General features: G+C 44.9%; 23 protein-coding genes. 12 read left to right on the top strand and 11 right to left on the bottom strand.

The genetic code is table 11. The annotated features are described in order from the left end of the window. Positions 1-126 precede the first annotated feature (126 nt). Positions 127-1,086, bottom strand: a complete 960-nt coding sequence (locus Nant_RS05335; protein WP_054340606.1) for a GlxA family transcriptional regulator — start codon at positions 1,084-1,086, stop codon at positions 127-129. Positions 1,087-1,270: 184 nt separating this feature from the next. On the opposite strand from Nant_RS05335, the gene Nant_RS05330 reads away from it, so the two are divergent. Beyond that, a complete protein-coding gene (locus Nant_RS05330; protein ID WP_054340605.1) occupies positions 1,271-1,756 on the top strand; it encodes a thioesterase family protein in 486 nt (161 codons plus the stop codon). Positions 1,757-2,035: 279 nt separating this feature from the next. Here the strand turns inward: Nant_RS05330 and Nant_RS05325 are convergent, their stop codons facing one another. Next, positions 2,036-2,959: a DMT family transporter gene (locus tag Nant_RS05325; RefSeq protein WP_054340604.1), complete on the bottom strand. Its 924-nt coding sequence runs from the start codon at positions 2,957-2,959 to the stop codon at positions 2,036-2,038. A gap of 190 nt (positions 2,960-3,149) precedes the next feature. Between Nant_RS05325 and ada the strand changes: the two genes are divergently transcribed. Then, on the top strand, positions 3,150-4,226 hold the full coding sequence (gene ada, locus Nant_RS05320) for a bifunctional DNA-binding transcriptional regulator/O6-methylguanine-DNA methyltransferase Ada (RefSeq protein WP_054340603.1): 1,077 nt from the start codon (positions 3,150-3,152) through the stop codon (positions 4,224-4,226). Between the two features lie 225 nt (positions 4,227-4,451). Here ada and Nant_RS05315 read toward each other — a convergent pair whose 3' ends face one another. Next, positions 4,452-4,925, bottom strand: coding sequence for a thioesterase family protein (locus Nant_RS05315; protein WP_054340602.1), 474 nt, complete (start codon positions 4,923-4,925; stop codon positions 4,452-4,454). 256 nt (positions 4,926-5,181) lie between these two features. Here Nant_RS05315 and Nant_RS21515 point away from each other — a divergent pair, with 256 nt between their 5' ends. Beyond that, positions 5,182-5,499, top strand: coding sequence for a hypothetical protein (locus Nant_RS21515; RefSeq protein WP_054340601.1), 318 nt, complete (start codon positions 5,182-5,184; stop codon positions 5,497-5,499). 68 nt (positions 5,500-5,567) lie between these two features. Here the strand turns inward: Nant_RS21515 and Nant_RS05305 are convergent, their stop codons facing one another. After that, a complete protein-coding gene (locus tag Nant_RS05305; protein WP_054340600.1) occupies positions 5,568-7,466 on the bottom strand; it encodes a monovalent cation:proton antiporter-2 (CPA2) family protein in 1,899 nt (632 codons plus the stop codon). 269 nt (positions 7,467-7,735) lie between these two features. On the opposite strand from Nant_RS05305, the gene Nant_RS05300 reads away from it, so the two are divergent. Together Nant_RS05300 and Nant_RS05295 are read left to right on the top strand one after the other, a co-directional pair. Then, positions 7,736-7,888 (top strand): type 2 periplasmic-binding domain-containing protein, encoded by a 153-nt coding sequence (locus Nant_RS05300; RefSeq protein ID WP_179078925.1) that lies wholly within the window; start codon positions 7,736-7,738, stop codon positions 7,886-7,888. Positions 7,889-7,968: 80 nt separating this feature from the next. Next, positions 7,969-8,970, top strand: coding sequence for a GlxA family transcriptional regulator (locus Nant_RS05295; protein WP_054340598.1), 1,002 nt, complete (start codon positions 7,969-7,971; stop codon positions 8,968-8,970). Between the two features lie 69 nt (positions 8,971-9,039). Here the strand turns inward: Nant_RS05295 and Nant_RS05290 are convergent, their stop codons facing one another. Beyond that, positions 9,040-10,233 (bottom strand): TauD/TfdA family dioxygenase, encoded by a 1,194-nt coding sequence (locus Nant_RS05290; protein ID WP_054340597.1) that lies wholly within the window; start codon positions 10,231-10,233, stop codon positions 9,040-9,042. 213 nt (positions 10,234-10,446) lie between these two features. Between Nant_RS05290 and Nant_RS05285 the strand changes: the two genes are divergently transcribed. Continuing rightward, positions 10,447-10,773 (top strand): helix-turn-helix domain-containing protein, encoded by a 327-nt coding sequence (locus Nant_RS05285; protein ID WP_054340596.1) that lies wholly within the window; start codon positions 10,447-10,449, stop codon positions 10,771-10,773. 249 nt (positions 10,774-11,022) lie between these two features. Beyond that, positions 11,023-11,208: a hypothetical protein gene (locus Nant_RS05275; RefSeq protein WP_054340594.1), complete on the top strand. Its 186-nt coding sequence runs from the start codon at positions 11,023-11,025 to the stop codon at positions 11,206-11,208. A gap of 50 nt (positions 11,209-11,258) precedes the next feature. Here Nant_RS05275 and Nant_RS05270 read toward each other — a convergent pair whose 3' ends face one another. The 5 genes from Nant_RS05270 to Nant_RS05250 form a co-directional block, all read right to left on the bottom strand. Then, complete coding sequence (locus Nant_RS05270; protein WP_054340593.1) at positions 11,259-11,936, bottom strand: SDR family oxidoreductase; 678 nt, start codon at positions 11,934-11,936, stop codon at positions 11,259-11,261. 78 nt (positions 11,937-12,014) lie between these two features. Then, positions 12,015-12,971: a sensor histidine kinase gene (locus tag Nant_RS05265; protein WP_054340592.1), complete on the bottom strand. Its 957-nt coding sequence runs from the start codon at positions 12,969-12,971 to the stop codon at positions 12,015-12,017. Beyond that, positions 12,968-13,510 carry a heme NO-binding domain-containing protein gene (locus Nant_RS05260; RefSeq protein WP_054340591.1) on the bottom strand — a complete coding sequence of 181 codons (543 nt, stop codon included), beginning with the start codon at positions 13,508-13,510 and terminating at the stop codon, positions 12,968-12,970. Before Nant_RS05260 ends, Nant_RS05265 begins: the two co-directional genes overlap by 4 nt. Before the next feature lie 324 nt (positions 13,511-13,834). After that, the gene (locus tag Nant_RS05255) at positions 13,835-15,631 is read right to left on the bottom strand and encodes an alpha/beta fold hydrolase (protein ID WP_054340590.1); all 1,797 of its coding nucleotides are present in this window, start codon (positions 15,629-15,631) and stop codon (positions 13,835-13,837) included. A 325-nt stretch (positions 15,632-15,956) separates the two neighbouring features. Beyond that, on the bottom strand, positions 15,957-16,148 hold the full coding sequence (locus tag Nant_RS05250; protein WP_054340589.1) for a hypothetical protein: 192 nt from the start codon (positions 16,146-16,148) through the stop codon (positions 15,957-15,959). Positions 16,149-16,247: 99 nt separating this feature from the next. Between Nant_RS05250 and dauA the strand changes: the two genes are divergently transcribed. From dauA to corA, 4 genes are all read left to right on the top strand, one after another. After that, positions 16,248-18,017: a C4-dicarboxylic acid transporter DauA gene (dauA, locus tag Nant_RS05245; protein ID WP_054340588.1), complete on the top strand. Its 1,770-nt coding sequence runs from the start codon at positions 16,248-16,250 to the stop codon at positions 18,015-18,017. A gap of 58 nt (positions 18,018-18,075) precedes the next feature. Then, on the top strand, positions 18,076-18,306 hold the full coding sequence (locus Nant_RS05240) for a hypothetical protein (RefSeq protein WP_054340587.1): 231 nt from the start codon (positions 18,076-18,078) through the stop codon (positions 18,304-18,306). Between the two features lie 130 nt (positions 18,307-18,436). After that, positions 18,437-18,814 carry a hemerythrin domain-containing protein gene (locus Nant_RS05235; RefSeq protein WP_054340586.1) on the top strand — a complete coding sequence of 126 codons (378 nt, stop codon included), beginning with the start codon at positions 18,437-18,439 and terminating at the stop codon, positions 18,812-18,814. Between the two features lie 96 nt (positions 18,815-18,910). Then, positions 18,911-19,975, top strand: a complete 1,065-nt coding sequence (corA, locus tag Nant_RS05230; protein ID WP_054340585.1) for a magnesium/cobalt transporter CorA — start codon at positions 18,911-18,913, stop codon at positions 19,973-19,975. 132 nt (positions 19,976-20,107) lie between these two features. Here corA and Nant_RS05225 read toward each other — a convergent pair whose 3' ends face one another. Next, a complete protein-coding gene (locus Nant_RS05225) occupies positions 20,108-22,339 on the bottom strand; it encodes an NADP-dependent isocitrate dehydrogenase (protein ID WP_054340584.1) in 2,232 nt (743 codons plus the stop codon). A 203-nt stretch (positions 22,340-22,542) separates the two neighbouring features. On the opposite strand from Nant_RS05225, the gene Nant_RS21240 reads away from it, so the two are divergent. Then, complete coding sequence (locus Nant_RS21240) at positions 22,543-22,683, top strand: hypothetical protein (protein WP_156298819.1); 141 nt, start codon at positions 22,543-22,545, stop codon at positions 22,681-22,683. Positions 22,684-22,789: the final 106 nt, after the last annotated feature.

Raw genomic sequence — 22,789 nt, 5'->3', positions numbered from 1 at the left:
GGGATGACAGTTAGGCTGCTCCCTGACGGTTAATTAATAACTAATCTACAGGTATAAAACGGAGTCTTTTTACTATATGCGATGGTTTTTTGATTTTTTACGAATATATTGGTAGAAAAACACTCGTTAGCGTTCCTTGCTTGGCTTTTTGTTAAAGCGTCGTTGATAACAACGTGTAAAGTGGGACAGTGAGGCAAAACCACAGGCTACCGAAATGCTGGTGACACTGTCGGTGGATTGTTGCAGCATCCAGCGCGCCTGATCCAGGCGTATTTTACGATAAAAAGCACTCGGGGTTTTCTGCAGATAGTGCTGAAACAGACGCTCCAGTTCTCGGTCTGAAATCCCCACGTGCTCAGCAAGTTCAGGGATACGAAGCGGCTCCTCTATATTTCGTTCCATCAGGTGAACCGCGTTGACAAGATTTGTATTGCGGCATTCGAGGCGCTGTTGAAGGGATATACGTTGTGGATCAGCATGCTCGCGTTTGTGGGTATAAACTAATTCATCGGCGACTTCGGTGGCAAGACCTCTCCCATGTTGAGTGGTAATTAAGTGAAGCATCATATCCAGGCCGGAAAGCGCACCAGGGCAGGAAAATCGTTTGCGATCTATGACCAACAGTTCCTGTACCAGCTGCACATTTGGATAGGTTTCTGCTGTGCTTTGCAGGTTTTCCCAATGAATTGTTGCACGGTAGCCATCCAATATGCCGGCGGCAGCTGCAATGTAAGTAGCGGTGTCCTGACAGCCAATATCGGTGCCATGGCTTGCCTGTTTGCGAATAAAACTAATGAGCGCCGGGGTGATTTGTTCGTGGGGGCTATAGCCGGCACAGATAATCAAGGTAGCGCATTGATCGACCTCACGCAGGCTGGCATTGCTCATGATTTCGATAGTGTCACTACTGCGAATCAGGCCACCGTATTCGGATATCAGCTCCCATTGGTAAAGTGCTTCGTATTCGCTGGCCAGGTTGGCATGTCGAAGGGGGTCGAGCATTGATGTCAGGCCGAATAATGAGAAACCGGGTACGAGTAAAAAAGAGATTTTCTGGGGATATTTTAGCGGACGATCTCCAAACATTACGCATACCTTTCGTGATTTTAAAACGTATCTTTTGTCGATATTTAACAGTTAATAGGCGACTATTGTCAAATGTTTGGTCCGTTCGCTGATTAGAATTATATAAAGCGGACGCTCAGCCTGTCGGACTTAGCCTACAGGCTGAGCGTGTAAATTTCGTTATGTAATGAGTGAGAGCTAGATAATGACAACAAAAATGCGGGTGTTTACAGGGACGGTCAGTGCCGACTGGATCGATTACAACGGGCATATGAACGATGCCTGCTATGTCGTCGTTTTTAGCAAGGCGATAGATGAATTCATGATGCGCATCGGCCTGGATGAAACATTCCGGACAGAGCAGCAGGTCTCTATCTACACGTTACAGAGTATGGTGCACTACCTTAAGGAAGTCAGTGAGGGAGAGCCACTGCAAATTGACGTCCAGTTGCTGGAAAGTGACAGCAAGAAGCTACGGGTATTCTTCACAATGCGCCAGGGTGATACAGGCGTGGAACTCGCCGCGATGGAATCCCTGTTATTGCATATGGATATGGCATCTCACCGGGCGGCGCCGTTCTTGCCCCGGACTCAGGCTCAGGTAGACGAAATTCAGCAAGCTCATACGAACCTGCCATTCCCCGCACTGGCCGGACGCGGTATTGCGCTGCGCCGTCCCGCCGCCCGGTAGGGTTAAGCGTAGGAAAAGGTGCGAACAAGTGACAGCAGGCCATCTGAAAGCCCCATGATATCTGATTGTCGTTGGTTCGGTAGCAGGTCTGCTGCTGACAGAAGTGAAACAGTTACCTAACATGTATGCCAGAACGGTTGGTCCATCATTTCCTATCGGGATTAATATTAATTCGTCTGATCTGATCGAAATCGGCGTGCCTTTGCCCTAGTGCCAAGGCAATTACCTGTGCTTCTTGTTTCCTTATCACCAGAGCTATTTCTATGAGTACATAAAAACTTAAGCGCTCGCAGATTTTAAGCGTCGCCAAATTCGTCCGTCAATAGCGGACAAACCCAACGCAATTAGCGCCATTCCCACAAAATGGACAATCTCCAGGGACTCATTGAAAAACAGTGCACCGAGCAATATCGCCGAGATAGGCACCAGTAATGTGACCAGTAATAAGTTGGTTACACCTGCCGACGCCAATATTTTGAAATAGAGAACATAGGCGATAGCGGTGGAGAGAATAGCCAGCCCGAAAATGGCTGCCCATGTCCCCACGCTGGGCCCTGCAATATCCAGTGGCCCGTCGACCATTAGGGCGATGGGGGCCAACACGAGAGCCGATGCCGTAACTTGACCCGCCGCTGTGATAATGGGGTTTATCGCCATTGCTTTAAATCGGCGGCCATATACGCCTGCAAATGCATAAGACATAGCCGCTGCAATGATGGCTAGTTGCGCAACTAAACTGCTACCACCACTGCTAGCGGGCAATCCGATCATCATCACGACGCCGATAAAACCAACGGCCACACCCGCCAGTTTTAATGGAGTAGCACGTTCGTCAGGTAGCAGTAATCCCGCAACGACAACGGTGAATATAGGTGTCGCAGCGTTAAGAATCGATGCGAGCCCCGATGCAATTTGTGTTTGCCCCCACACGATAAGAACAAATGGAATGACATTATTTAGCAACCCCATTCCTAAAAAAGCAGTCCAAACGCCCATACTCTTTGGCGGACGCAGTCCAATAACTAAAGCAATACTCCACAACGCGATAGCCGCAATGCCTACTCTAAGAGTAACAATGGTCAATGGCGGCAGATCTGTAACGGCAACACCCACAAAGAAAAATGATCCTCCCCATAGCACGGATAGCGTAATAAGCATTGCCCACACACGAGCGTTCATTGAAGTGTTTATAGATGATGTCATCGTGAGTATTTCTCTCGCGTTACTATAGTGGGAAGCTAGATTAGCAAGATGCGAAACTACAAACCATCCGATTCTTGCGCACTAATTTTTTATCTTAATTTCAATCATATTCAGCAAGAAACGGATGGAAGCGAGAATAGAAATACGCTTAGATAGCTACTATTATCAATGTCTAAGTGTAGGTAATGTTATGTCGATGCCATCTGAACAGGAAATGCGAGAAGCAATAACGGCAAGGGACCTATCCTTTGACGGACATTTTTTTTATGGTGTCATCACGACGGGTATTTTTTGCCAGCCATCTTGTTCTGCTCGACCTGCCAAACCCGAAAATCTGAGGTTTTTTTCAAATATTAAAGCCGCTATGCTGGCGGGCTTCAGACCCTGTAAGCGCTGCCAATCCACTGAATCACGAGTTGAACGTTTGGTCGAGATCGCCCGCTATATTGAAGAGCATGCTGATGAACGAATCACACTTTTAAGCTTGGCAAATAAGATAAAGCTGTCGCCTTCCCGGCTACAAAGAATATTTAAAGAAGCATTTGGCATTTCACCTAAAGCTTATCAAGATGCTGTTCGAATGCGGCACTTCAAGCAATCTTTGAAAGAAGGGGACGGGATAACCGATGCAATTTTTTCATCGGGGTTTGGCTCTATTAGCCGCGTTTACGGTGAGGCATCCCGCAATATAGGCATGACACCTAAAGCATACCGCGCGGGAGGCGCTGGTGAGATTATTACTTACGCTTGCCGTCACACAGCACTGGGTTTCATGACGATGGCCGCTACGGATAAAGGGGTTTGTTTCGTACAGTTTGGGGATGATGAAGCGTCACTGTTCGCTCAGCTAAAAGAGGAATTTCCTAATGCCGGGTTGAGCGTCTCACCTGCGCAGAAAGCGCCTGAACTTGATGCCTGGATGGAAGCACTGGATCAGCATATCAGCAAAGGGGCTCCCCGGCCTGATTTGCCACTGGATATGCGAGGTACGGCTTTTCAGGTAAAAGTCTGGCAATTTTTATTGAGCATCCGGGAAGGTGATGTACTCAGCTATGCAGAGTTGGCCGCACAAATAGACAAACCAAAAGCGGCTCGTGCCGTGGCATCAGCGTGTGCTAGAAATCGTATTGGCGTGCTGATTCCTTGTCATCGTATCTTAAGGGGAGACGGCAGCCTCGGTGGATACCGCTGGGGTTTAGAGCGCAAACGCGCATTACTCGATGCGGAAAGAGCGCGACGGACAATAGCTCGTTCTCACATTGAGTGAAATAGTCGATGTGTTGGGCTCTTCTATTTAAAGCCAAGTGAGAGTCGACACTTTTACTAAGCTAAGCCTTTTCAATCATTTATTCTTTCAAGCAGCAATATCACTAACAGATCGAAGGTCATGACGATCGGGCCTGAGAACAGTTCGCGGTGTTTTTACACGCCTGTTTATCCCATCTTGATATGCAGGCGTTTCTCATACTCAGCGGGGACTTAGCTTGAATGGCTAAGCAGTTTGTTGTTCTATTCTCTCTCTTACTTTTTGTATCACTTGTGTTGGTGGTATAACACCCTGCTTACTGAGTACACAGCCTTTAGAGTATCCCTGCGCCAGCACGCGGTCACCTGATATAAATGTGTGGCTCATATGAAAGGCTTTATCATCCCAGCCTGTAATTTCCATTTTAACCTCATATTTCTGAAACAAATTTAGCGGTCGTTTATAGGTCATCGTATGTTCAGAAATTACGGGCATCCATTTTTCGCTGATCATCGTTTTAGCCAGGCCGGTGCGGATGAACATATCAACCCGGGAAAGGTCGCAGATAGTAAGGTAGCGGCCGTTATTCATATGTCTGTTTATGTCTATATCGTTCGGTAAAACCCTAAGAAATAAGGCGTTTTTGGGTGACTCAATCGGTAGTCTTGATTTGAAAACTGAAGCGATCAGCAGATAAAACATACGTAAATAAAGGTTCATTGAGCTTGTCCTGGGATCATATAATCTCGTAGTTTACGGCGGGTAGCACTCGAAAATCACTGACGTAAGGAGTCATAATGACTCACATCACCGCTCATTATTCGCTGTTATAGCAGGGGAGTGCTGAGACTCGTTGATTATCAATTATTTCTAAAAACTAATTCGTTTTTATAACCGATTATCAAGTAATTACTTGAATGCTAATGTTCACGCTATTCAATTGAGCTATTCAATTAAGCGGTGAGCGGGGTCATGAATGTGTAATCAACCAGATGCTACTGGTTTTCAACCAATTAATAGAGGAGACCGTTCAGTATTTCATTCAGGCCGTCTTAGTCTTGGGGTAGTGGTACCACTGGAAACCTACGATCAGGGGTCGGTTGCAACGATGAAGCACCACCTGGAGCGTATCCAGCGGGTAGCGCTGTCGGATGAATTTTCCACGGCCTCTGGAAAGTATTTTGATAACGACGCCGGTCAGTTTGCTGTACCTCACCCAGATGCATTAGATGAGGCGACTTCAGCAGAAGTGATGGGCGCCATCGAGCAGGTTCGGGTAAGACTGGCTCTGTAGTGAGCGATTTAAATAGCCTGTGCTTTTTGGCAGGCTATTTATAAAAAAGTGTTTTTTAAGGATGGGGCTTATTCCGCCTCTTTGTTATATTCATTCGGCGGGGGCGTCAGGGAGCGTTCACTGCTCTCATCATTATCTGTCCTGTCGCCTGACATGTTATCGGTGATTTTTTGCTGATATTCCATAAACAGCCTTTTATAATCGGTACTATAACGCTCTCCTTTGCTGCCGGAATTCCATTCATCGAACAGGCTGTCAGAAGCCTCCAGCTCTATCTTTTTGAAGGTGTTTTTCTTCTGCTTCACGTCAAAGGGATGAAAGCCCAGATCAACCAGCGCCTGAGAGCCTACCTCAAGCGCTGAGTGGTAGGTTTCCGGCTCAATGTAATCAACGCCTTCGTGTCTGAGTTGGTACAAGTGGCCTCTGTCATAAGCCCTGGCCAGAATTTTTACAGTCGGGTAGGTCTGTTTGATATAACGGGCTAGTTCAACAGTTTCCTCCCTGTTGTCGATTGCAATAATAAACAGGGATGCATTTTCAATACCTGCTGTGCTTAACAGGTCGGGTCGACTAGCATCACCAAAATAGGCTTTAATCCCGATAGAGCGCATGTTCTCTATCTGGGTTGCCTGATGGTCAAGTACGGTGGTTTTAATACCATTAGCAACAAGCAAGCGGTTGATTATCTGACCAAACCTGCCAGCCCCGGCGATGATCACCTGGCCTTGTTCGGTGATGGTATCCGCTTCTCTGTCATTGGAGTCCTTCTCAAATCTGGGCAGTATTACCTTATCGAAAAGAATAAAGAGTACCGGCGTCAGAAACATTGAAAGTGCCACGACCAGTTGAAGTACCCCCGCGATAGCCGGGCTGAGAACGCTTTGCTGGACACTGAAACCCAGCAGTACAAAGCCAAACTCACCTGCCTGTGCCAGGCTTAACGTTACCAGCCAGCGGTTACTACCCTTGAATCTGAAGAGGCTTGCCAGGAGAAAAATGACCAAGGCTTTAGCCAGAATCACACCTAGGGTAACACCGACAATCAGGAGGAACTGATCGGTTAGCACCGCAAAATTGACACCGGCCCCCACCGTAATAAAAAACAGACCGAGCAGTAGTCCTTTAAAGGGCTCGATATTGGACTCTAATTCATGGCGGAACTCGCTGTTAGCCAACACGACCCCCGCCAGAAAGGTACCTAGAGCGGGTGATAATCCGATCAGGCTCATCAAGGCGGCGATACCTATGATGAGCAGCAGAGCGCAAGCAACAAATATCTCCCGCAAGCCGGTGGCCGCGATAAACTTGAAAAGCGGTCGGCTAAGGAAGTGTCCACCGAAGATGATTGCTGAGATGCTGGCGGCAACGACAAGCGTATAGGCCCACCCCGGTAGGTCAGCCACTATATTAAAGGAGCTGTTGTCTTCGCTCGGGGAGCCGGCATTCAGCAGTTCAGGCAGAGCCAGCATAGGGATAAAAGCCAGCATGGGGATAACCGCAATATCCTGAAATAGCAGAATAGAGAAGGCCCCTTTCGCCCCATCCGTTTTAGCCAGCCCTTTCTCATGAAATGTTTGTAGTACGATAGCGGTAGACGACAGGGAGAAGATCAGCCCTATGGCCAGGGATACCGTCCAGGGCAGGCCTAACGCATAGGGCACCGACATGATCAGCAAGGTAGATCCAACGACCTGCAATCCTCCTAGGCCGAGTAGGCGAGTGCGCATCTGCCACAGCGCTTTGGGTTCCAGTTCCAAACCTACCAGAAACAGCATCATCACCACACCGAACTCAGCAAAATGCTGAATAGTGAGCGTTTCATCACCCACTAAGCCGGCAATCGGGCCTATGACTACGCCGGCAATCAGATAGCCGAGGACCGAACCCAAACCATACTTTTTAGCGATAGGCACCGCTATAACAGCAGCTAAGAGGTAGATGACAGCCTGAATAAAGTAGATGGTCATAGGACTTACACCTCGATTTTGGGTGCTGTTAGGATAATAGAGGGAAGGTTATCATTGATTCGGTTCAGAGAGGCAACCATCTTCGTATCTATACGGTTTTTCGTGAGTGTTCAGCAAACGCTCTCAAGATTTTGAGCAATTGAGGAATGTGAGCCGGGTTGTTGTAAGTATCTGGTTTGCATCCGCGTAAATTGCTAAGAGGGGGTTGGCTGCGTTAGCCCACGCCCCGTAGAATGTGTCAGGGTCGGTTTGGTGTCCGTAGCGATCTGGTGAATCATCCTTGTGTTCGCCTGATGGGATTAGAGCACTGGACCTTTGATACCGCCCATGGACAAAAGATAATTAAAGCTACAGGTAGTTTTCGCACCGATAACGGTGAGGCGGTCAGAGATGCCTGCACTGATGGCCTTGGTATTCATTGACTATTATGCTGAGTGTTTCAAAATCCCTGTTTACTGGGGTAGAAAAATTTGAGTATGTCGTATTTTTTTAAGGAAAGGGAATGCACGCTGATTCATTAGTAAAAACCAAGGCTGGCGCGTTAATAGCAGATGATGATGGAGTGTTTACCTTATCTTTTTTGCTCTTGCCTGAATATGCCATGGTGTCCTTGCTCTCTGCTATTGAGCCTTTGCGTATCGCCAACCGTTTAGCGGGCAAGGTACTTTTTCGTTGGCAATGTTTTAGCGAAAATGGAGAGGCTGTACTCGCCAGTAATGGTATGGCGTTACAGCAATCGCTTAATATTACAATGGGTATTAGTCCCCGTAATTTGTTCGTCAATGCTAGTTTTAATCCTGAAAAATATATCAGTGAAACCTGTATTAAGTGGCTGCGCGCCTTACATAAACAAGGATGTATGATTGGTGCTTTAGACACTGGCTGTTATTTATTAGCCAAGGCAAAATTATTGGAAGGTTATGATATGACACTCCATTGGGAGGCGAAACCCGCCTTTCAAGAGCGCTACCCTCACCTCAATGTGAGTAGTGAGTTATTCGAGATTGATAGGAAGCGAATAACCTGCGCGGGTGGCACCGCCGCAACTGATATGGTCTTGTATCTTATAGAAGATTATTATCAAGCTGATTTGGCTATCCTGGTGTGTGAACAACTGATTAAAAGTGGGACAAGGAGTCGCTCAGATAATCAAAGAATGGGTTGGTCAAAACGATTAAATATACATCACCCAAAAATCTTGAGAGCCCTCGAATTAATGGGCGCTAATATTGAAAATCCCCTGACGGCATCTGACTTAGCGAACGCCTTATCTATTTCAATAAGACAATTAGAACGCCTCTTTTTGCAGCACTTGAAATGCTCCCCTTCAGTTTATTATTTACAGATACGTATAGAGCATGCCCGCTACTTGTTGTCGGATTCAGGATTGAGTATTGCTGAAATAGCATTAGCGAGCGGCTTTAGTTCAACTGCGCATTTTAGCCGACGTTATCGGGAGTTTTACGGTACCACAGCAAGCCAATATCGCGCATTGATCCATTAAAGTGGCATCCGGCGATCGGGTAGCCGGATGCTAAATCGCGTGCTCATTTATCAATCTAATGCGTCAATCTTATTGATCAATTATGGTGTTTCTTTCCAGTACGCGGATGCGGGATAGCAGTTCATCCCGGTCGATGTAACAACCTTGTAAATGTCGCATCCCCGTTTTCAGGTCGAAGGCGTTACGTGCATGCAATACACGACGATTATCAAAAACAATCAAATCACCCGCATTGAGTCGATGAAAGAACTGAAATTTTGCTTCGCGCGTGAGTTGAATAAAACATCGATAGGCGGTGTAAAGCGCCATTGTCTGGTGTGAAGGGACATCAATAGGCCCGCGCAGAAAGTTGGCCAGGCGAACTTCTACTACTTCAGCATTACTGTCTGTGACAATGGCGGTGCCTCGGCAGCGATAATCCGAGTTTTTGTCCTTGTTGTAAAAAGACATGGGTATAGTGCTTAAACTATGGAACTCTTGTGGGTGGTTTTCTCGCATATAGTCAGCAATTTTAAAACCATCGACAAGAATAGATTCCCCTCCCGTTGCATCATTCACTAAACAATGCAGAAACTGTAATCCAGGCTGTAATTCACGTGTGGGCAGATCCGTATGTAAGGGTAAACGTAAATCCGTATAAGCAGTACTGTTGGCATCGGCCTTCGCCTCAACATTGAAAATGGTGCCAAAGTTAGTTTCACGAATGAATGAGATGCGGTTGGCAACCTTGATTAGGCTGTTCGGACTAGTGTCAACGTTCGTGACAAGCGCCAGACCATAGTCCCTTAGTTCACGTAACCAGGTGAGAAGCTGTGCGTCATTTTGCATAATTGAATCACAGCAGGTACTCGGTAACTCATCGCTAATACGTGCTTTATCCCAGATTTCAGGCAGCCACTTTTTTTCTTGTAGCGCCACGTCGCTATAACAATGACTGAGTAACCAGCCAGGATGAAATTGGCTGGTATGTTGAGCGTAATCCCATTCAATAATGATTCTATGATCATCAGAAATATAAGCATTAAGTGGTTTGATAGTAAGAGGCACATCACAAATTTCAAACACTTGCTCTCTCGTTAAGCTTGAAACGCATTCAGCGCAGTGACAGTTATCGCGCAACCATAAATAGTGATATTCACTCTGGTGGCCATGGTCCCATACAACCGTCAGCGACTCTTGACCTAATTGGATTCGGACAGGGTGATGGTGAATAGGGTAGGGCGTAAACGAGGCTATTTCAGTATGAGCAGTGAGTGGGTTCATCGGGTGTCCTGGGTAATAATTCAGTGAGTGCCTGTAAAACTTTGAATTATCTTATAATGGGCCAGGGCTTTTTTCGTGGTATCTAATCGACTACTTATTGCATCAATACGACATGTTAAAGGTGGTGTTAGCTGATTAGAACGCGAATTCAGCTTCCAAGAGCAACACGTTTGTTGTTTATTCTAGGCTTTATATGACTTAAAGACTATTATTATGGTCATGAATAAGAAACTTCCTTTTGAAGCTGAATGTGCCCTTACCTCATTAGGTGAGCATCTTGCGACGGCCAGAAAACGCCGGGGTTGGCGGCAATCTGATTTGCGTGAGCGCATCGGTTTATCTCGCACTACGATTCAGAAGATTGAATCTGGTGATTCAGGCGTTTCTATGGGCAACTATATGTTGTTAATCGCTCTCTACGGTGCAGTAGACGGTATTAAAAACACATGCCTTCCTGATGATGATATCCTTGCGTTTGATCATTCGGCCTCCAATATTGTCCGTGTCAGGCTCAAGAAAGAACTGAATAACGATTTTTAATAGGGTTCTCTATGCTAACTCCAGCCATTACTGAAGCTTATTTTTTTGTCGACCTTCCCGGTGAGAGTGAGCCTGTTGTGGCCGGTAGACTTCAGATTGGCGCGGGTAAATGTCGCTTTATTTATGGCCATACCTATCTGAATCGCAAAGATGCTTTCGCCTTAGATCCTATTAATTTCTCGATGCTAAAAATCACATTAACAACGCTCTTATGCTCTTATGCTCTTATGCTCTTATATAGGTACTACAATGGCTGTTATTCTTCATAAATCTAATATCGTCTGTGTTTCTGATGGCGAAAAACATATTAACTGTACGATTCTGCAAATGAGTTACGACTACGCCGTTATCAAATATAAAGGGACTAAATATAAAATCCCTTATCACCTGATCAAGGAAGTCGTGGGTCACGAATTATTGTTGGCCGCAGATTAATCACGGAAGCATAAGACGGCCTTTAGCCGTTACCGGAAAGTTGGCCCGTGTTACCAGGGGATTCTGCTACCGTCGTAATTAAAGTAGCCTCTATCCATATCCGCTTGGCAGGTGGGGTTAAACTGGTCCACTACTTTTCGCATGCCTGTCACGCTGGTTGCTATGTCGATATCTCCTTCCGGGCCCCCCATATCTGTTTTTACATGACCTGGGTGCAGGAGAAGGCAGCTGATTTCCTGAGATTTTTTGTCTTGTGCGAAGCAGCGCACTGCCATATTAAGAGCCGTTTTTGATGAGCGGTAGGCGTAGGCTCCTGCTCCGTTTACGGTGAGTGAGGCCATCTTGCTGGTGGTGAAAGCAATTACTTTTCGCTCCGACATGCGCACGTTTTCCGCTAAGGCTTCTGCAATACGGATAGGAGCGATACAGTTGATTTCGAATGAGCGTAGCCAGTCGCGGTTGTCGAGCTGTTCGAGATTCTGATTTTTATCCAGGTAAACTCCTGCGTTATTCCAGACAATATCGATGGGGATACCGGCCAGTTGTGACTTTAGTGCTTTGATTGATTCCGGGTTGCTTAAGTCCAGAGTCACCTCTTCGGCCTCTTTAACTAAGGACTCACCAGGCTTGCGGCTGGCCGCAAAAACACGCCAGCCATCCTGTAAGTATGATCGCGTCAAGGCAAGGCCAATACCTCGGTTTGCGCCGGTAATTAATATAGTAGGCATTTGATGTGGTTCCTTTCAGCGGATCGTTGGCGGAAGGTTACTAACTGTCTTTTAATAAAGGCTTAGTTGTTTCATGCTCTATAGCTTTGTTTGGATCACAGGTAATTGAATTTCAAAGGTTGCCCCTGAGCCTTCTATGCTCTCTATGATTATTTTTCCCTGATGGTTTGCTATGATTCCATAGGCTATAGCCATACCCATTCCAGTACCTTTATCCATAGGCTTTGTTGTGAAAAAGGGTATAAATATCTGCTTTTTAACTTCATCGGTCATCCCGCAACCGTTATCCTGAATACGAATGAAAATAGTGTCATTTTGGTAGTGACTACTAATCTTAATCGTAGCTTCTTTCGTGTCTTCTGTTGCTTGTTTAGCATTAAGTATTAAATTTAAAAATACTTGATTCAATTCATTTGGATTGCAGAGAGTGTTTGGCAGCGGTAGCAAAGATAGCTGTAGGTCGACGCTGCCTTTCAGCTCGCTGTCGAGTAGTTTCAATGTGCTTTTAAGACCTTTGAGCAAATTTGTTTCGACTTTATCGGTATTTTGAGTGGGTGAAAAACTGCGCAGATTGTTAATAATCTTTCGAACCCTATGTAGCCCATCACTGGTATCTTTAAGTAATTCGTCGACATCTTCATTTATGAAGGCGAGATCTTCTTGTTCTATTAGGTCAGTGAGCAGGCTCTTTTCGGTTTCTTTAATGCCCTCTGTTTGGATCAATTCTTGTGTTAGTAACAATAATTTCTGGAAGGACTTTGTGTAATTATTCAGGCTCTCCATGTTACTCAGCACGAAAGCGAGTGGGTTGTTAATTTCATGGGCAATGCCGGCTGATAGTGTACCAAGCGTCGCAAGCTGTTCATTTTGAAGCATCGCTGATTCTTGCTGACGCAATTTAATGTAACTTTCCTCAAGCTTTATTTTTTGTTGGAACAGCTTACGAGATTTGTCTTCCAGCAACTGCTCAGCTTTTAGTCGAGCTGCTTTCTCGCGAGTATGTGCTTGCTTATAGGGGTTTACGTTGTCGCTCATGGGAGGAACCTTATATGGAGATCACACCAATCAGCACCTCTGTGTATGCAAATAGGGTGGCTGATTTCAACGCTTTGTCCATAATGTGCAGCAGCACCTCTGATTAAGCCTTCTGCCAGTATGCAAAGCTTACGAGGTGATCGATACTGCATAATCAGTAAGTCTGGATCAGGCTCACTGTACTTAAATGAGGGAAGGTTTGGGTTGTCGTAAAGTTTTCTCACTTCAACGTGTATGACGGAATCTATGCTTTTAAGAAAACTTTTTAAGTCTGCCGGGCTTTCCAGAAAAACGGGATGCCGGGCTGCCAGTTGCGTAAAGAGAAATTCGCCAAAGTTGCCAACAACTTTTTCCATCGGTAGCTTAGTGCGTGCACATACTGCGTTGACAAGGTTGAAGAGTTGTTCGTCAGGGTAACTTTCGCCAGCTGTATAGATTCCACCTTCAGGCAGTTCTTGATTTAGTATGTCGTTCCATACCGCCATACCACAATTCTCTTCTACCATTTCTTCAAGAACGTTAAAAATGACCCCTTTCATCTTATTCTCCATGTTGCGAGTATTTAGGAATTCATGATTCTTTAGAGCTGTAATTATAATTATAGCCTCTGAATCAAAAATTTTTGGCGTGGAAGTGAATTTCAGATTTGGAGTAGGTTATAACGTCCTTTTTTGACGGACTAAGCATAATGAGATGAAGCGAGGCTGTATTATAGTATGGGTTTACCAAAAGTGCTCTGTGTGGATAGGGACGCCGGCGTACTCAATACTCTACGGCGCGGAATACGTTCATCGATCTCGTAACTCGCACTTATGGCTTGGCTGGAAAGCCATAAGGTATGCATTGCCAGTCAAATATAAAACCTAACCTTTCGATTGATAGAAATGGAGGGCATGCTCTAAATATTCAGCCAGCAGTTTACGACTAACGACAAAGATATGACCGATGTTCTTTTCGATGGTTCGGTTCAAGCCGTCAGTGGTTTGACTGTTACCACCATGATCGACTCCCCATGTTTCACTAGCAATGCATGAACCGGCAGGAGAGATAGGGTCACGCAGCCCCCGGTAATCCATTATCTGGACGCCCGCGCGGGTTAACGCATGCATGTTGACAGGCTTACCATCCAATGCCGGGATACTTGAAGATAAACAGTACTCGCCTTTCCATATTTGATTATTAGTAAATATGTTTTCGATCCACTCCTGGTGGGCTCTTACCGGAAAGCGAGTACCGTGGCTGAGCCAGTTGAGGAAGGGCGCAGCGTCTTCAATCGCGCCTTCGAAGGAGGCCCGTTCGTAGAAACCACGGCTGATAGTATAGCGGATACCGGGTTGGATCTTGTGCATACCCGCTTCGATAAGCTGCGGTGGGATGTTGACGCCATCAAACATCTGGCTAATCATCTCTGCATCATAGCTGTTGCGGATCAGATCCCGCATAGGGCCATGGCCGCTGTTAGCATCATCAAACAAGACCGGTGTGGCCATCAGTACCAACTTGGTAATGTCCATCGGCAGTCCATGTGCCTGGCGCTCTTCGGCCCGTCGAGCCAGATAGGCCAGAAATAGGGTGCCGCCCATGCAGTAACCCATCGCGTGGATCTGTTGTTTGGGATGAGCTTGCAGTACCAGATCCAGATAGCGATCATGAATTTGTTTTCCAAAAAAATCGAGTCCCTGGCCAGTGTCTTGATCGCCTGCTTGGCTATAATCGACCAGATAAACGTGATATCCGTTGGATAGCAGGCCTTCAATGACTGATTTTCCCGGAGCCAGATCAAAAATCTCAGCACGATTTATTAAAGGGCTACTGAGATAGATAATAGGATTTTTATCAGCGATTTTCTGTTGGCAGGGATAGTAGCGTAGCTGTACTCCCTGCCATGATGAATGTCGGACAACGCTGAAATCACAGCAGCCTAGCGTCGCTGCTGGGGAGTGCTCGCTAAAGTATACGGGATCAAAAGCGTGTAGCTGATTCAGTGTTTCTAGTCGTAGTTGGCATTTAGCCAGATATTCGTTAAAGCTATCGAGAGGTTGGTTGTTGTCGTCATAGTGTCGATAGGGTTGTGGATCGGTAGCCGGAGTGCCGGTAATTAATATAAGCAGACTGGTCAGTAGCTCTTTTTGTGCTGTTAGACGAGTCAGGCCGAGGCTATTGTATTGATATTCCAACGCAGACATTTTGGCCAGACGGAAGTAGAACTGTTGGCTTTGCAGTGGATCAGTGAATATTCTGGCCGCCCGGACAGCGGAGAATTTATTATCCTCAAAGCACTGCTGGCAAAGCTCTCCGGTTAGCTCTGCATACTGAGTTTCTATATCGATATTTCTTTGTTGAAACAGGTCCGGATCGGTGTGCTTTAATACTGCTTGCTGTGCCTTATCTCTAATAGGTTCGAATACGAAGCTTTGCATCCATTGCTGTGTCATCCCGGCACTCAGTGCCACTATCGAGTTTTTGGGTAGTGCCTGGTTTAGCGTATTCAGTCGTCGATACTGCTGCTGCACCCCCCGTAGCCAGTTGCCGCATAAATCACTCTTCCAATCTAAGGAGGTGTCTAGTCCAATGTTGTTATTTGCCCCAGACCACTGGCTCAGCACGAGTAGCTGTTTGGTGGTAGGAGTGAGGGCTGGGAATGCTGATGTCCATTCCATTGCGGATGCCTCTTAACGTTAAGTTCGTTATTAAAAGATACTTAATTAGAATAGCTTTATATTGGCTCAAACAGGGCGCTGAAATCAAGTGTTGAGATCAAGTGCCTGCCTATCACCCAAGCCGCTGGCATTGCCGTTAGTTCAATCTGGAGGTATGTAAGCAACTGAATAAGGGCGAGCTGGTTCAGGTATAAAGATTACCCGCTCGTTTGCGATACAGCGGCCTGGGCCGTTTAATGACTATAATTCTGAGGGTTTAAAAAATTCTGTTTACTGGGATTACGTAATAGGACTAACGCATTTAATGAGTTTCTTTAAAACGTAGTTATTTTACATTATCACTCTCACCAAATACTTCTTCTTTCCAGTCCGGGCCAAGGTTTTGTTCTATGTACTCACGAATAAATTGCCTGACCTTTTGAGAGGGCGTGACATCCTCATGTCCACACAGCTTTTCGAATACTGCCTTCTTTTTGGGATCGATTAATAGGGTTAGTCTGGCTGTCCGGTTTTCCATTATGTGCCTCATATGTTAATTGTATTAACATTGTATTAACTCTTGATGAGAGGATAATACACATTTTATATAATAGTTCAACGCTGGTTGGTAATTATCATGGCACATCGCTCTCATCTTTTTTCATTGAAAATGTTTCATGCTTTGCGAGAAGTATTGAGGGAGTCCCCGTATCGGTTAAATACGCTATCTAAGGATTTGATGGCAGGGATCAGCGTCGGAATTATCGCCATTCCGTTAGCGATGGCCCTGGCGATAGCCAGCGGTGTTGCTCCTCAATACGGCCTATACACGGTTATTATTGCGGGTTTTTTGATCGCATTAACGGGCGGTTCACGCTACAGCGTGTCGGGACCAACGGCTGCTTTTGTTGTCATTCTTTATCCCATTGTTCAGCAATATGGTTTAGCCGGGTTGTTAATGGCCAGTATCTTAGCTGGATTTATGTTGATCGCTATGGCGCTATTACGGCTAGGACGATATATCGAGTACATCCCTGAATCAGTCACGTTAGGCTTTACCGGTGGTATAGCTGTAGTTATTGCTACGTTGCAGTTAAAAGACTTTATGGGCTTAAATATCGTAGATATGCCAGAGCATTTTACGGGCAAGATTATGGCGTTAGCCGCATCAGCCCCGGACTTCTATCTTTGGAGCCTTATTGTAGGGAGCGTTACTTTAGCGGTTATGTTGATATGGCCGCGCTTTAAAACACCTATACCGCCGCATCTGCCTGCGGTCATTATTGGCAGCCTTATTGCGATGTTGGCTAACCAGCAAGGGTTGAATGTCGCTACCATTGGCTCTACTTTCAGTTTTACGCTATCTGATGGTACATCGGGAGTCGGTATTCCTTCAGTGTTGCCTGATTTTCAATGGCCTTGGCTACGAACTCAACCAGGTGAGTCTGCTTTAGTTTTTAGCTGGCCATTAATGCAGGATTTATTAGCGGCGGCTTTTGCTATTGCTATGCTTGGTGCAATCGAGTCACTTTTATGCGCGGTTGTATTGGATGGTATGACGGGTAAAAAGCATAGTGCTAACAGTGAGTTATTGGGTCAGGGCATTGGCAATATAATAGCGCCTTTCTTTGGCGGTATTACGGCGACTGCTGCGATTGCGCGATCGGCGGCTAACCTAAAATCTGGCGCAAAAACACCGATAGCGTCGATGATACATGCAATAGTAGTGCTCGTTGCTTTGATTTCCCTTTCGGGTATTTTGGCTTATCTTCCTATGGCGAGCATGGCGGCTTTATTGATGATGGTTGCCTGGAATATGAGCGAAGCGCCAAAAGCTCTGCATCTGTTAAGAACAGCACCACGCAGTGATATTTGCGTTTTCTTGGTATGTTTTTCTTTAACGGTTCTATTCGACATGGTTATCGCCATTACTGCCGGTATTGTTTTAGCATCTTTGCTGTTTATGAAAGAAATTGCCGAGATGACTATTATCCGTGACATCAGTAAAAATAATAAGCTGGTGGATGTAGATGTCCCTGGTGGCTGGATTGTTTTTAAAATTAATGGTCCGCTTTTTTTTGCAGCAGCCGATCGTATTTTTGGTGAACTGTCATTATTGTGTGGAGCGCAACAAGGTATCGTTCTGTATCTGGATGGCGTATCTGTTCTTGATTCCGGTGGCGTCGCTGCATTAAATAAGTTTGTCGATAAATGTGCATTCACTGATACACAGTTATATTTGGCCGACTTTCAATATCAACCTTTAAAAACGTTAGCCAAAGCAGGGTTTCGCCCCGATAAAAAAGCGTGTGTGGTCTATCCCACATTATCGGAAGCACTAATTGCGCTTTCTATGATTGAAGAACCAAAAATAAAAGTGCCGAATATTGAACTTTCAAAAATATAATGTGACAAAAACAGACTGCGCCAAAAATGATCGGTTAAAAAATTAAGGAATGCTTACTTTGAAAATTCAACGTGCGATTGAATTATTTCAATCAGGTGCGCTTGATCGTGTAGAGATTAGACGTAATCCGAGTGATCGTGAACAATGGTTTGTTATGATCATAGGTGTCGATGCCCGGCCACTAATGATAGCCGATGAAAATGATAAAGCTGTGGTGAGTCAAAATCTGGAAGAAATTTTGACCATATTGAAAACCATTGGCTTTAGTTCTAGCGAAGTGTTTTTTTAAGTTATAGCTTCGCTCGGAGCGAGGCATGACTAAAAGCGAACCATCTCTTAAAATAATTCGTTTCTTAAAACAGCGTCATCTTAAAATATAACGCGGCAAGAATTTTTCTTGATGCATATATGGAATTCCTATGAAGCGTTGCATTAAACTCCAACCCTTGAGCCGGGAGCATCATCAGGCGCTCGTTTTTAGTAAACGTTTAAGAGCACTGGATGATTTGCCTGTGGATAGTCGGCATGAGCATTGGCAAGCGCTGAAGCCTCTTTTAATAGAATCTTTGTATCCCCATTTTGAAGAGGAAGAGCGTTATTTTTTGCAGGATTTAGGCGTGGAGTCTGATAACGATCTTATCCGGCATATGTTAGCGGATCATCAGATGATACGTAATTTTATCGAGTCTGATTCATTGGATCAGTGCGGTATATTCTCTGATTTACTTAAAGCTCATGTGCGGTTTGAGGAAAGAGAATTATTCCCTTGGTTGGAAGTGACCTTTTCGTTGCGCTAGTAGATTCTACTAATGATGATCAATCGAAGACCCGTTCAATAGACCAGTTCAATAGAATAATCTAAAGTATGAAAAACAGATTCTGAGTGGATTGTGATGTCTGAATCATTTAGTTCCGCGTCTAAAAAGGTAGGTTTGCCGCCAGGCTCTCTGGTTCATGTGGGTCGGGTTCTTGAGCCGGTTACCCGTATAACTGTCGTTGATTACAGTAAAGATCACGTTGTGGAGCACCCGGTTCTTTCTATCGACGAAGTTCTACAATACAAAGAGAGCGACAGCGTTACGTGGGTTATTGTTGAAGGGTTGGCAAACGTTGATGTTGTTGACGATGTCGGAAAAATATTTGGCATACATTCTCTGGTTCTGGAAGATATTCTCCATACACATCAGCGGCCTAAATTTGAAGAGTATGATAATCATCTTTATATTGTTTTGAAGTGTGTGATGCCTGAAGGAGAAAACTTCAATGTTAGCTACGAGCAGATTAGCCTTTTGGTGTTTAATAATTTTGTTTTCATGTTCAAAGAAAAAACGGATGAGCTGCTTTATCCGTTATTGAAGCAGATTCGGAGTAGTAAAGGGCGGATTAGAAGTAAAGGGTCTGATTATTTAACGTATGCTATTTTGGATACCATTATAGATCAGGGTTTTTTCCTGATTGATGCTTTAGATGAAGAGGTGACATCATTGGAAGATGATGTTTATGATAATCCCACACAGGATACGTTGCATCGGATTCAGCGTCTAAAAAGACAACTGATCAGCATAAGGCGGAATATGTCACCTGTAAGAGAAATGTTAGGGGGGTTATTACGCAGTGAATCCGAGCTGATCCACGAGCATACCTACCTATATATCAGAGATGTCTCTGATCACTCATTACACTTATTAGAATCGGTTGAATCGTATAGGGACGTATTATCAGGGTTATTAGAGATCTACATATCAAACATTAGTAATAAGATGAATGAAGTAATGAAAGTATTGACGGTCTTCGCGTCTATTTTTATTCCGCTGACGTTTCTGGCGGGTATTTATGGGATGAATTTTGATTACATGCCAGAACTTCATTGGAAATGGGCTTACCCATTATTATGGGTTGTTTTCATTACGATAACGGTTTTATCACTGTTCTATTTTAAAAAGAAAAAGTGGCTGTAGTGATTAAATAATAATTCTGAAGCAGTCGTCGTCTTAAACAACAATATACGCCTCATAAAAAGCCCGGAGAGTTTACACTTTCCGGGCTTTTTGGCAGATATATCAGAAAGAAATATCGAGCGTTTTAGAGGCTTACTGGCTAAAAGATGCCAGTGTAGTGTTCAGCGTCTCACTAGGGCGCATTACACGCTTAACGATTTCACGTTTTGCGTGATAATAACCGCCTAGCTCAGCAGGCGTACCTTGAACAGCACTCAGTTCAGCAATGATTTTAGCTTCGTTTTCAGTGAGTACTTTAGCCAGTGCTGCAAATTTAGTAGCTAGTTCAGTATCTTCAGTTTGGGCTGCAACGGCTTGAGCCCAGTACATACCTAGATAGAAGTGACTGCCACGGTTATCCAGTTCGCCAGTTTTACGGGAAGGTGATTTGTTGTTCTCCAACAACTTACCTGTTGCTTGATCGAGTGTTTTAGACAGGATCTTAGCGCGTGGATTTTGCTGCTTGATACCCATATCTTCAAGTGAAACAGCCAGTGCCATAAACTCACCCAATGAATCCCAGCGCAGGTGATTTTCTTCCTCTACCTGCTGTACGTGTTTAGGTGCACAACCGCCAGCACCTGTTTCGTACATGCCGCCACCTTTCAGCATTGGAACAATAGATAGCATTTTAGCCGACGTACCCAGTTCCATAATTGGGAACAGGTCAGTCAGGTAGTCACGAAGAACGTTACCTGTTACAGAGATAGTGTCTTTACCACGAATCTGACGTTCCATGGAGAGGCGAATGGCTTCATCATAAGACATGACACGAATATCCAAACCACTGGTATCGTGATCCTGCAGATAAGTATCAACTTTTTTAGCCAGCTCCATATCGTGAGCACGCTCAGGATCCAGCCAGAAAAGAGCAGGTGTATCAGATTGACGTGCACGTGTTACCGCTAGTTTTACCCAGTCACGAACAGGTTCATCTTTAGTTTGGCAGGCGCGCCAGATATCACCTTTCTCAACATTATGCTGAGTTAGAATGTTGCCATCAGTATCAGTGATACGCATAACGCCATCAGCCGTTACTTCAAATGTTTTATCGTGAGAACCGTATTCTTCAGCTTTCTTAGCCATCAAACCAACGTTGGGTACTGTGCCCATTGTGGTTGGGTCAAAAGCACCGTTAGTTTTACAGAAATTGATCATTTCCTGGTAGATACGTGAGTAAGTGCTTTCAGGCATTACTGCTTTGGTATCTTTTTGTTTGCCATCAGGTCCCCACATCTTCCCAGAACTACGAATCATTGCTGGCATAGAAGCATCAACGATGACATCGCTGGGTACATGCAGGTTAGAAATACCTTTAACTGAATCTACCATCGCTATTTCAGGACGCGTGGCATAACAAGCCTGGATATCTATTTCAATTTCTTCACGCTTAGAATTTGGCAGGCTTGCAATTTTATCGTAGACACTGCCCAGACCGTTGTTTGGGTTTACTTCCAACTCTTTGAACAAGTCAGCATGTTTTTCAAACAAGTCTTTGTAGAAAACAGTAACGGCATGACCAAACACGATAGGGTGGGACACCTTCATCATGGTTGCTTTTACGTGGAGAGACCACATAACACCCGTTTCTTTCGCGTCATTCAACGTCTCTTCAAAGAATTCACGCAGAGCTTTGCAGCTCATGAACATGCCGTCAATAATCTCGCCTTGCTCAAGTTGCAGTTCTTTCTTAACAGTCACTGTGCCATCTTGTGCTACAAACTCGATGCGTACATCGGTTTCTTTATCGACGGTTACTGATTGTTCACTGCAGAAAAAGTCACCGCCGCGCATGTAGTCAGCGTGCGTGCGAGACGCTTTGCTCCATACACCCATTGAATGTGGAAATTTGCGAACGAATGCTTTAACAGCAGCAGGAGCACGACGATCCGAGTTACCTTCTCGTAAAACCGGGTTTACTGCACTACCCAGGATTTTTCCGTATCGTAGCTGAATTGATTTCTCATTCTCTGTTTGCGCTACTTCAGGGTAAGCAGGGATATTATAACCCTGCGATTGGAGCTCAGCGATGCACTCTTTGAGCTGAGGAATCGAAGCGCTGATGTTTGGTAATTTAATGATGTTGGCATCTGGATCTTGAGTTAGCTCACCAAGAAATGCCAGTCCATCTTCAACTTTCTGATCTTCTGTAAGATTCTCAGCGAAAGAAGAAAGGATACGCCCTGCTAGTGAAACGTCGCTGATTTTAACGTCAATATCTGCTGCTGCTGTAAATGTTCTAACGATTGGTAAAAGAGAGCAGGTTGCCAGTGATGGAGCTTCATCAGTAAGGGTGTAATAAATCGTTTGCTTCGTTGTTGTCATCGTTCATCCCCGAATATTTTAGCTGGATCGCTACAGGCCTGAAGTAAGAGATTTTTTGGTCTCTTATCCCGCTGGTCCAAGCTTTTCTACTGTGTTTTCCGAGATGAATTATACCGGAAGACTAGAGGTCGTCATACGGTTGGACTATGCACTTAAGGATAATAAAACGCTGTTTTTGTAAAAAATTTACAAGAAAATCAGGTATGCCCTACGAGACTGTTGTTATAAATGTAGTTACCGGTGTTGTTATAGATAGCATCACGACAAACGGTGGTTCTGTCACAACAGAAGAGTTGTGTTCATTCTTCATTGTTGATGCGCGCGCAGCAAGTTTTAACTATTAAGGTGAAATTAGGGCCAGTAATGCGTTTTCAATGGGAGCAATCGCCTTTTTAGCGGCGGTTCTTTATGGTGTTTTTTAATATAATTATCAATACAGATAATATGTCA

This window comes from Neptunomonas antarctica (genome assembly GCF_001305295.1).
In the GTDB taxonomy this organism is placed as follows: domain Bacteria; phylum Pseudomonadota; class Gammaproteobacteria; order Pseudomonadales; family Balneatricaceae; genus Neptunomonas; species Neptunomonas antarctica.
Note: the sequence above shows the minus strand (reverse complement) of the source record. Positions and strands in the feature narration are given on the sequence as shown.

Bases quoted from the DNA above. Each gene is read 5' to 3' on its own strand.
- Nant_RS05335 (WP_054340606.1), bottom strand. From the start codon at position 1,086: ATGTTTGGAGATCGTCCGCTAAAATATCCCCAGAAAATCTCTTTTTTA.
- Nant_RS05330 (WP_054340605.1), top strand. From the start codon at position 1,271: ATGACAACAAAAATGCGGGTGTTTACAGGGACGGTCAGTGCCGACTGG.
- Nant_RS05325 (WP_054340604.1), bottom strand. From the start codon at position 2,959: ATGACATCATCTATAAACACTTCAATGAACGCTCGTGTGTGGGCAATG.
- ada (WP_054340603.1), top strand. From the start codon at position 3,150: ATGTCGATGCCATCTGAACAGGAAATGCGAGAAGCAATAACGGCAAGG.
- Nant_RS05315 (WP_054340602.1), bottom strand. From the start codon at position 4,925: ATGAACCTTTATTTACGTATGTTTTATCTGCTGATCGCTTCAGTTTTC.
- Nant_RS21515 (WP_054340601.1), top strand. From the start codon at position 5,182: ATGTGTAATCAACCAGATGCTACTGGTTTTCAACCAATTAATAGAGGA.
- Nant_RS05305 (WP_054340600.1), bottom strand. From the start codon at position 7,466: ATGACCATCTACTTTATTCAGGCTGTCATCTACCTCTTAGCTGCTGTT.
- Nant_RS05295 (WP_054340598.1), top strand. From the start codon at position 7,969: ATGCACGCTGATTCATTAGTAAAAACCAAGGCTGGCGCGTTAATAGCA.
- Nant_RS05290 (WP_054340597.1), bottom strand. From the start codon at position 10,233: ATGAACCCACTCACTGCTCATACTGAAATAGCCTCGTTTACGCCCTAC.
- Nant_RS05285 (WP_054340596.1), top strand. From the start codon at position 10,447: ATGGTCATGAATAAGAAACTTCCTTTTGAAGCTGAATGTGCCCTTACC.
- Nant_RS05275 (WP_054340594.1), top strand. From the start codon at position 11,023: ATGGCTGTTATTCTTCATAAATCTAATATCGTCTGTGTTTCTGATGGC.
- Nant_RS05270 (WP_054340593.1), bottom strand. From the start codon at position 11,936: ATGCCTACTATATTAATTACCGGCGCAAACCGAGGTATTGGCCTTGCC.
- Nant_RS05265 (WP_054340592.1), bottom strand. From the start codon at position 12,971: ATGAGCGACAACGTAAACCCCTATAAGCAAGCACATACTCGCGAGAAA.
- Nant_RS05260 (WP_054340591.1), bottom strand. From the start codon at position 13,510: ATGAAAGGGGTCATTTTTAACGTTCTTGAAGAAATGGTAGAAGAGAAT.
- Nant_RS05255 (WP_054340590.1), bottom strand. From the start codon at position 15,631: ATGGAATGGACATCAGCATTCCCAGCCCTCACTCCTACCACCAAACAG.
- Nant_RS05250 (WP_054340589.1), bottom strand. From the start codon at position 16,148: ATGGAAAACCGGACAGCCAGACTAACCCTATTAATCGATCCCAAAAAG.
- dauA (WP_054340588.1), top strand. From the start codon at position 16,248: ATGGCACATCGCTCTCATCTTTTTTCATTGAAAATGTTTCATGCTTTG.
- Nant_RS05235 (WP_054340586.1), top strand. From the start codon at position 18,437: ATGAAGCGTTGCATTAAACTCCAACCCTTGAGCCGGGAGCATCATCAG.
- corA (WP_054340585.1), top strand. From the start codon at position 18,911: ATGTCTGAATCATTTAGTTCCGCGTCTAAAAAGGTAGGTTTGCCGCCA.
- Nant_RS05225 (WP_054340584.1), bottom strand. From the start codon at position 22,339: ATGACAACAACGAAGCAAACGATTTATTACACCCTTACTGATGAAGCT.
- Nant_RS21240 (WP_156298819.1), top strand. From the start codon at position 22,543: ATGCCCTACGAGACTGTTGTTATAAATGTAGTTACCGGTGTTGTTATA.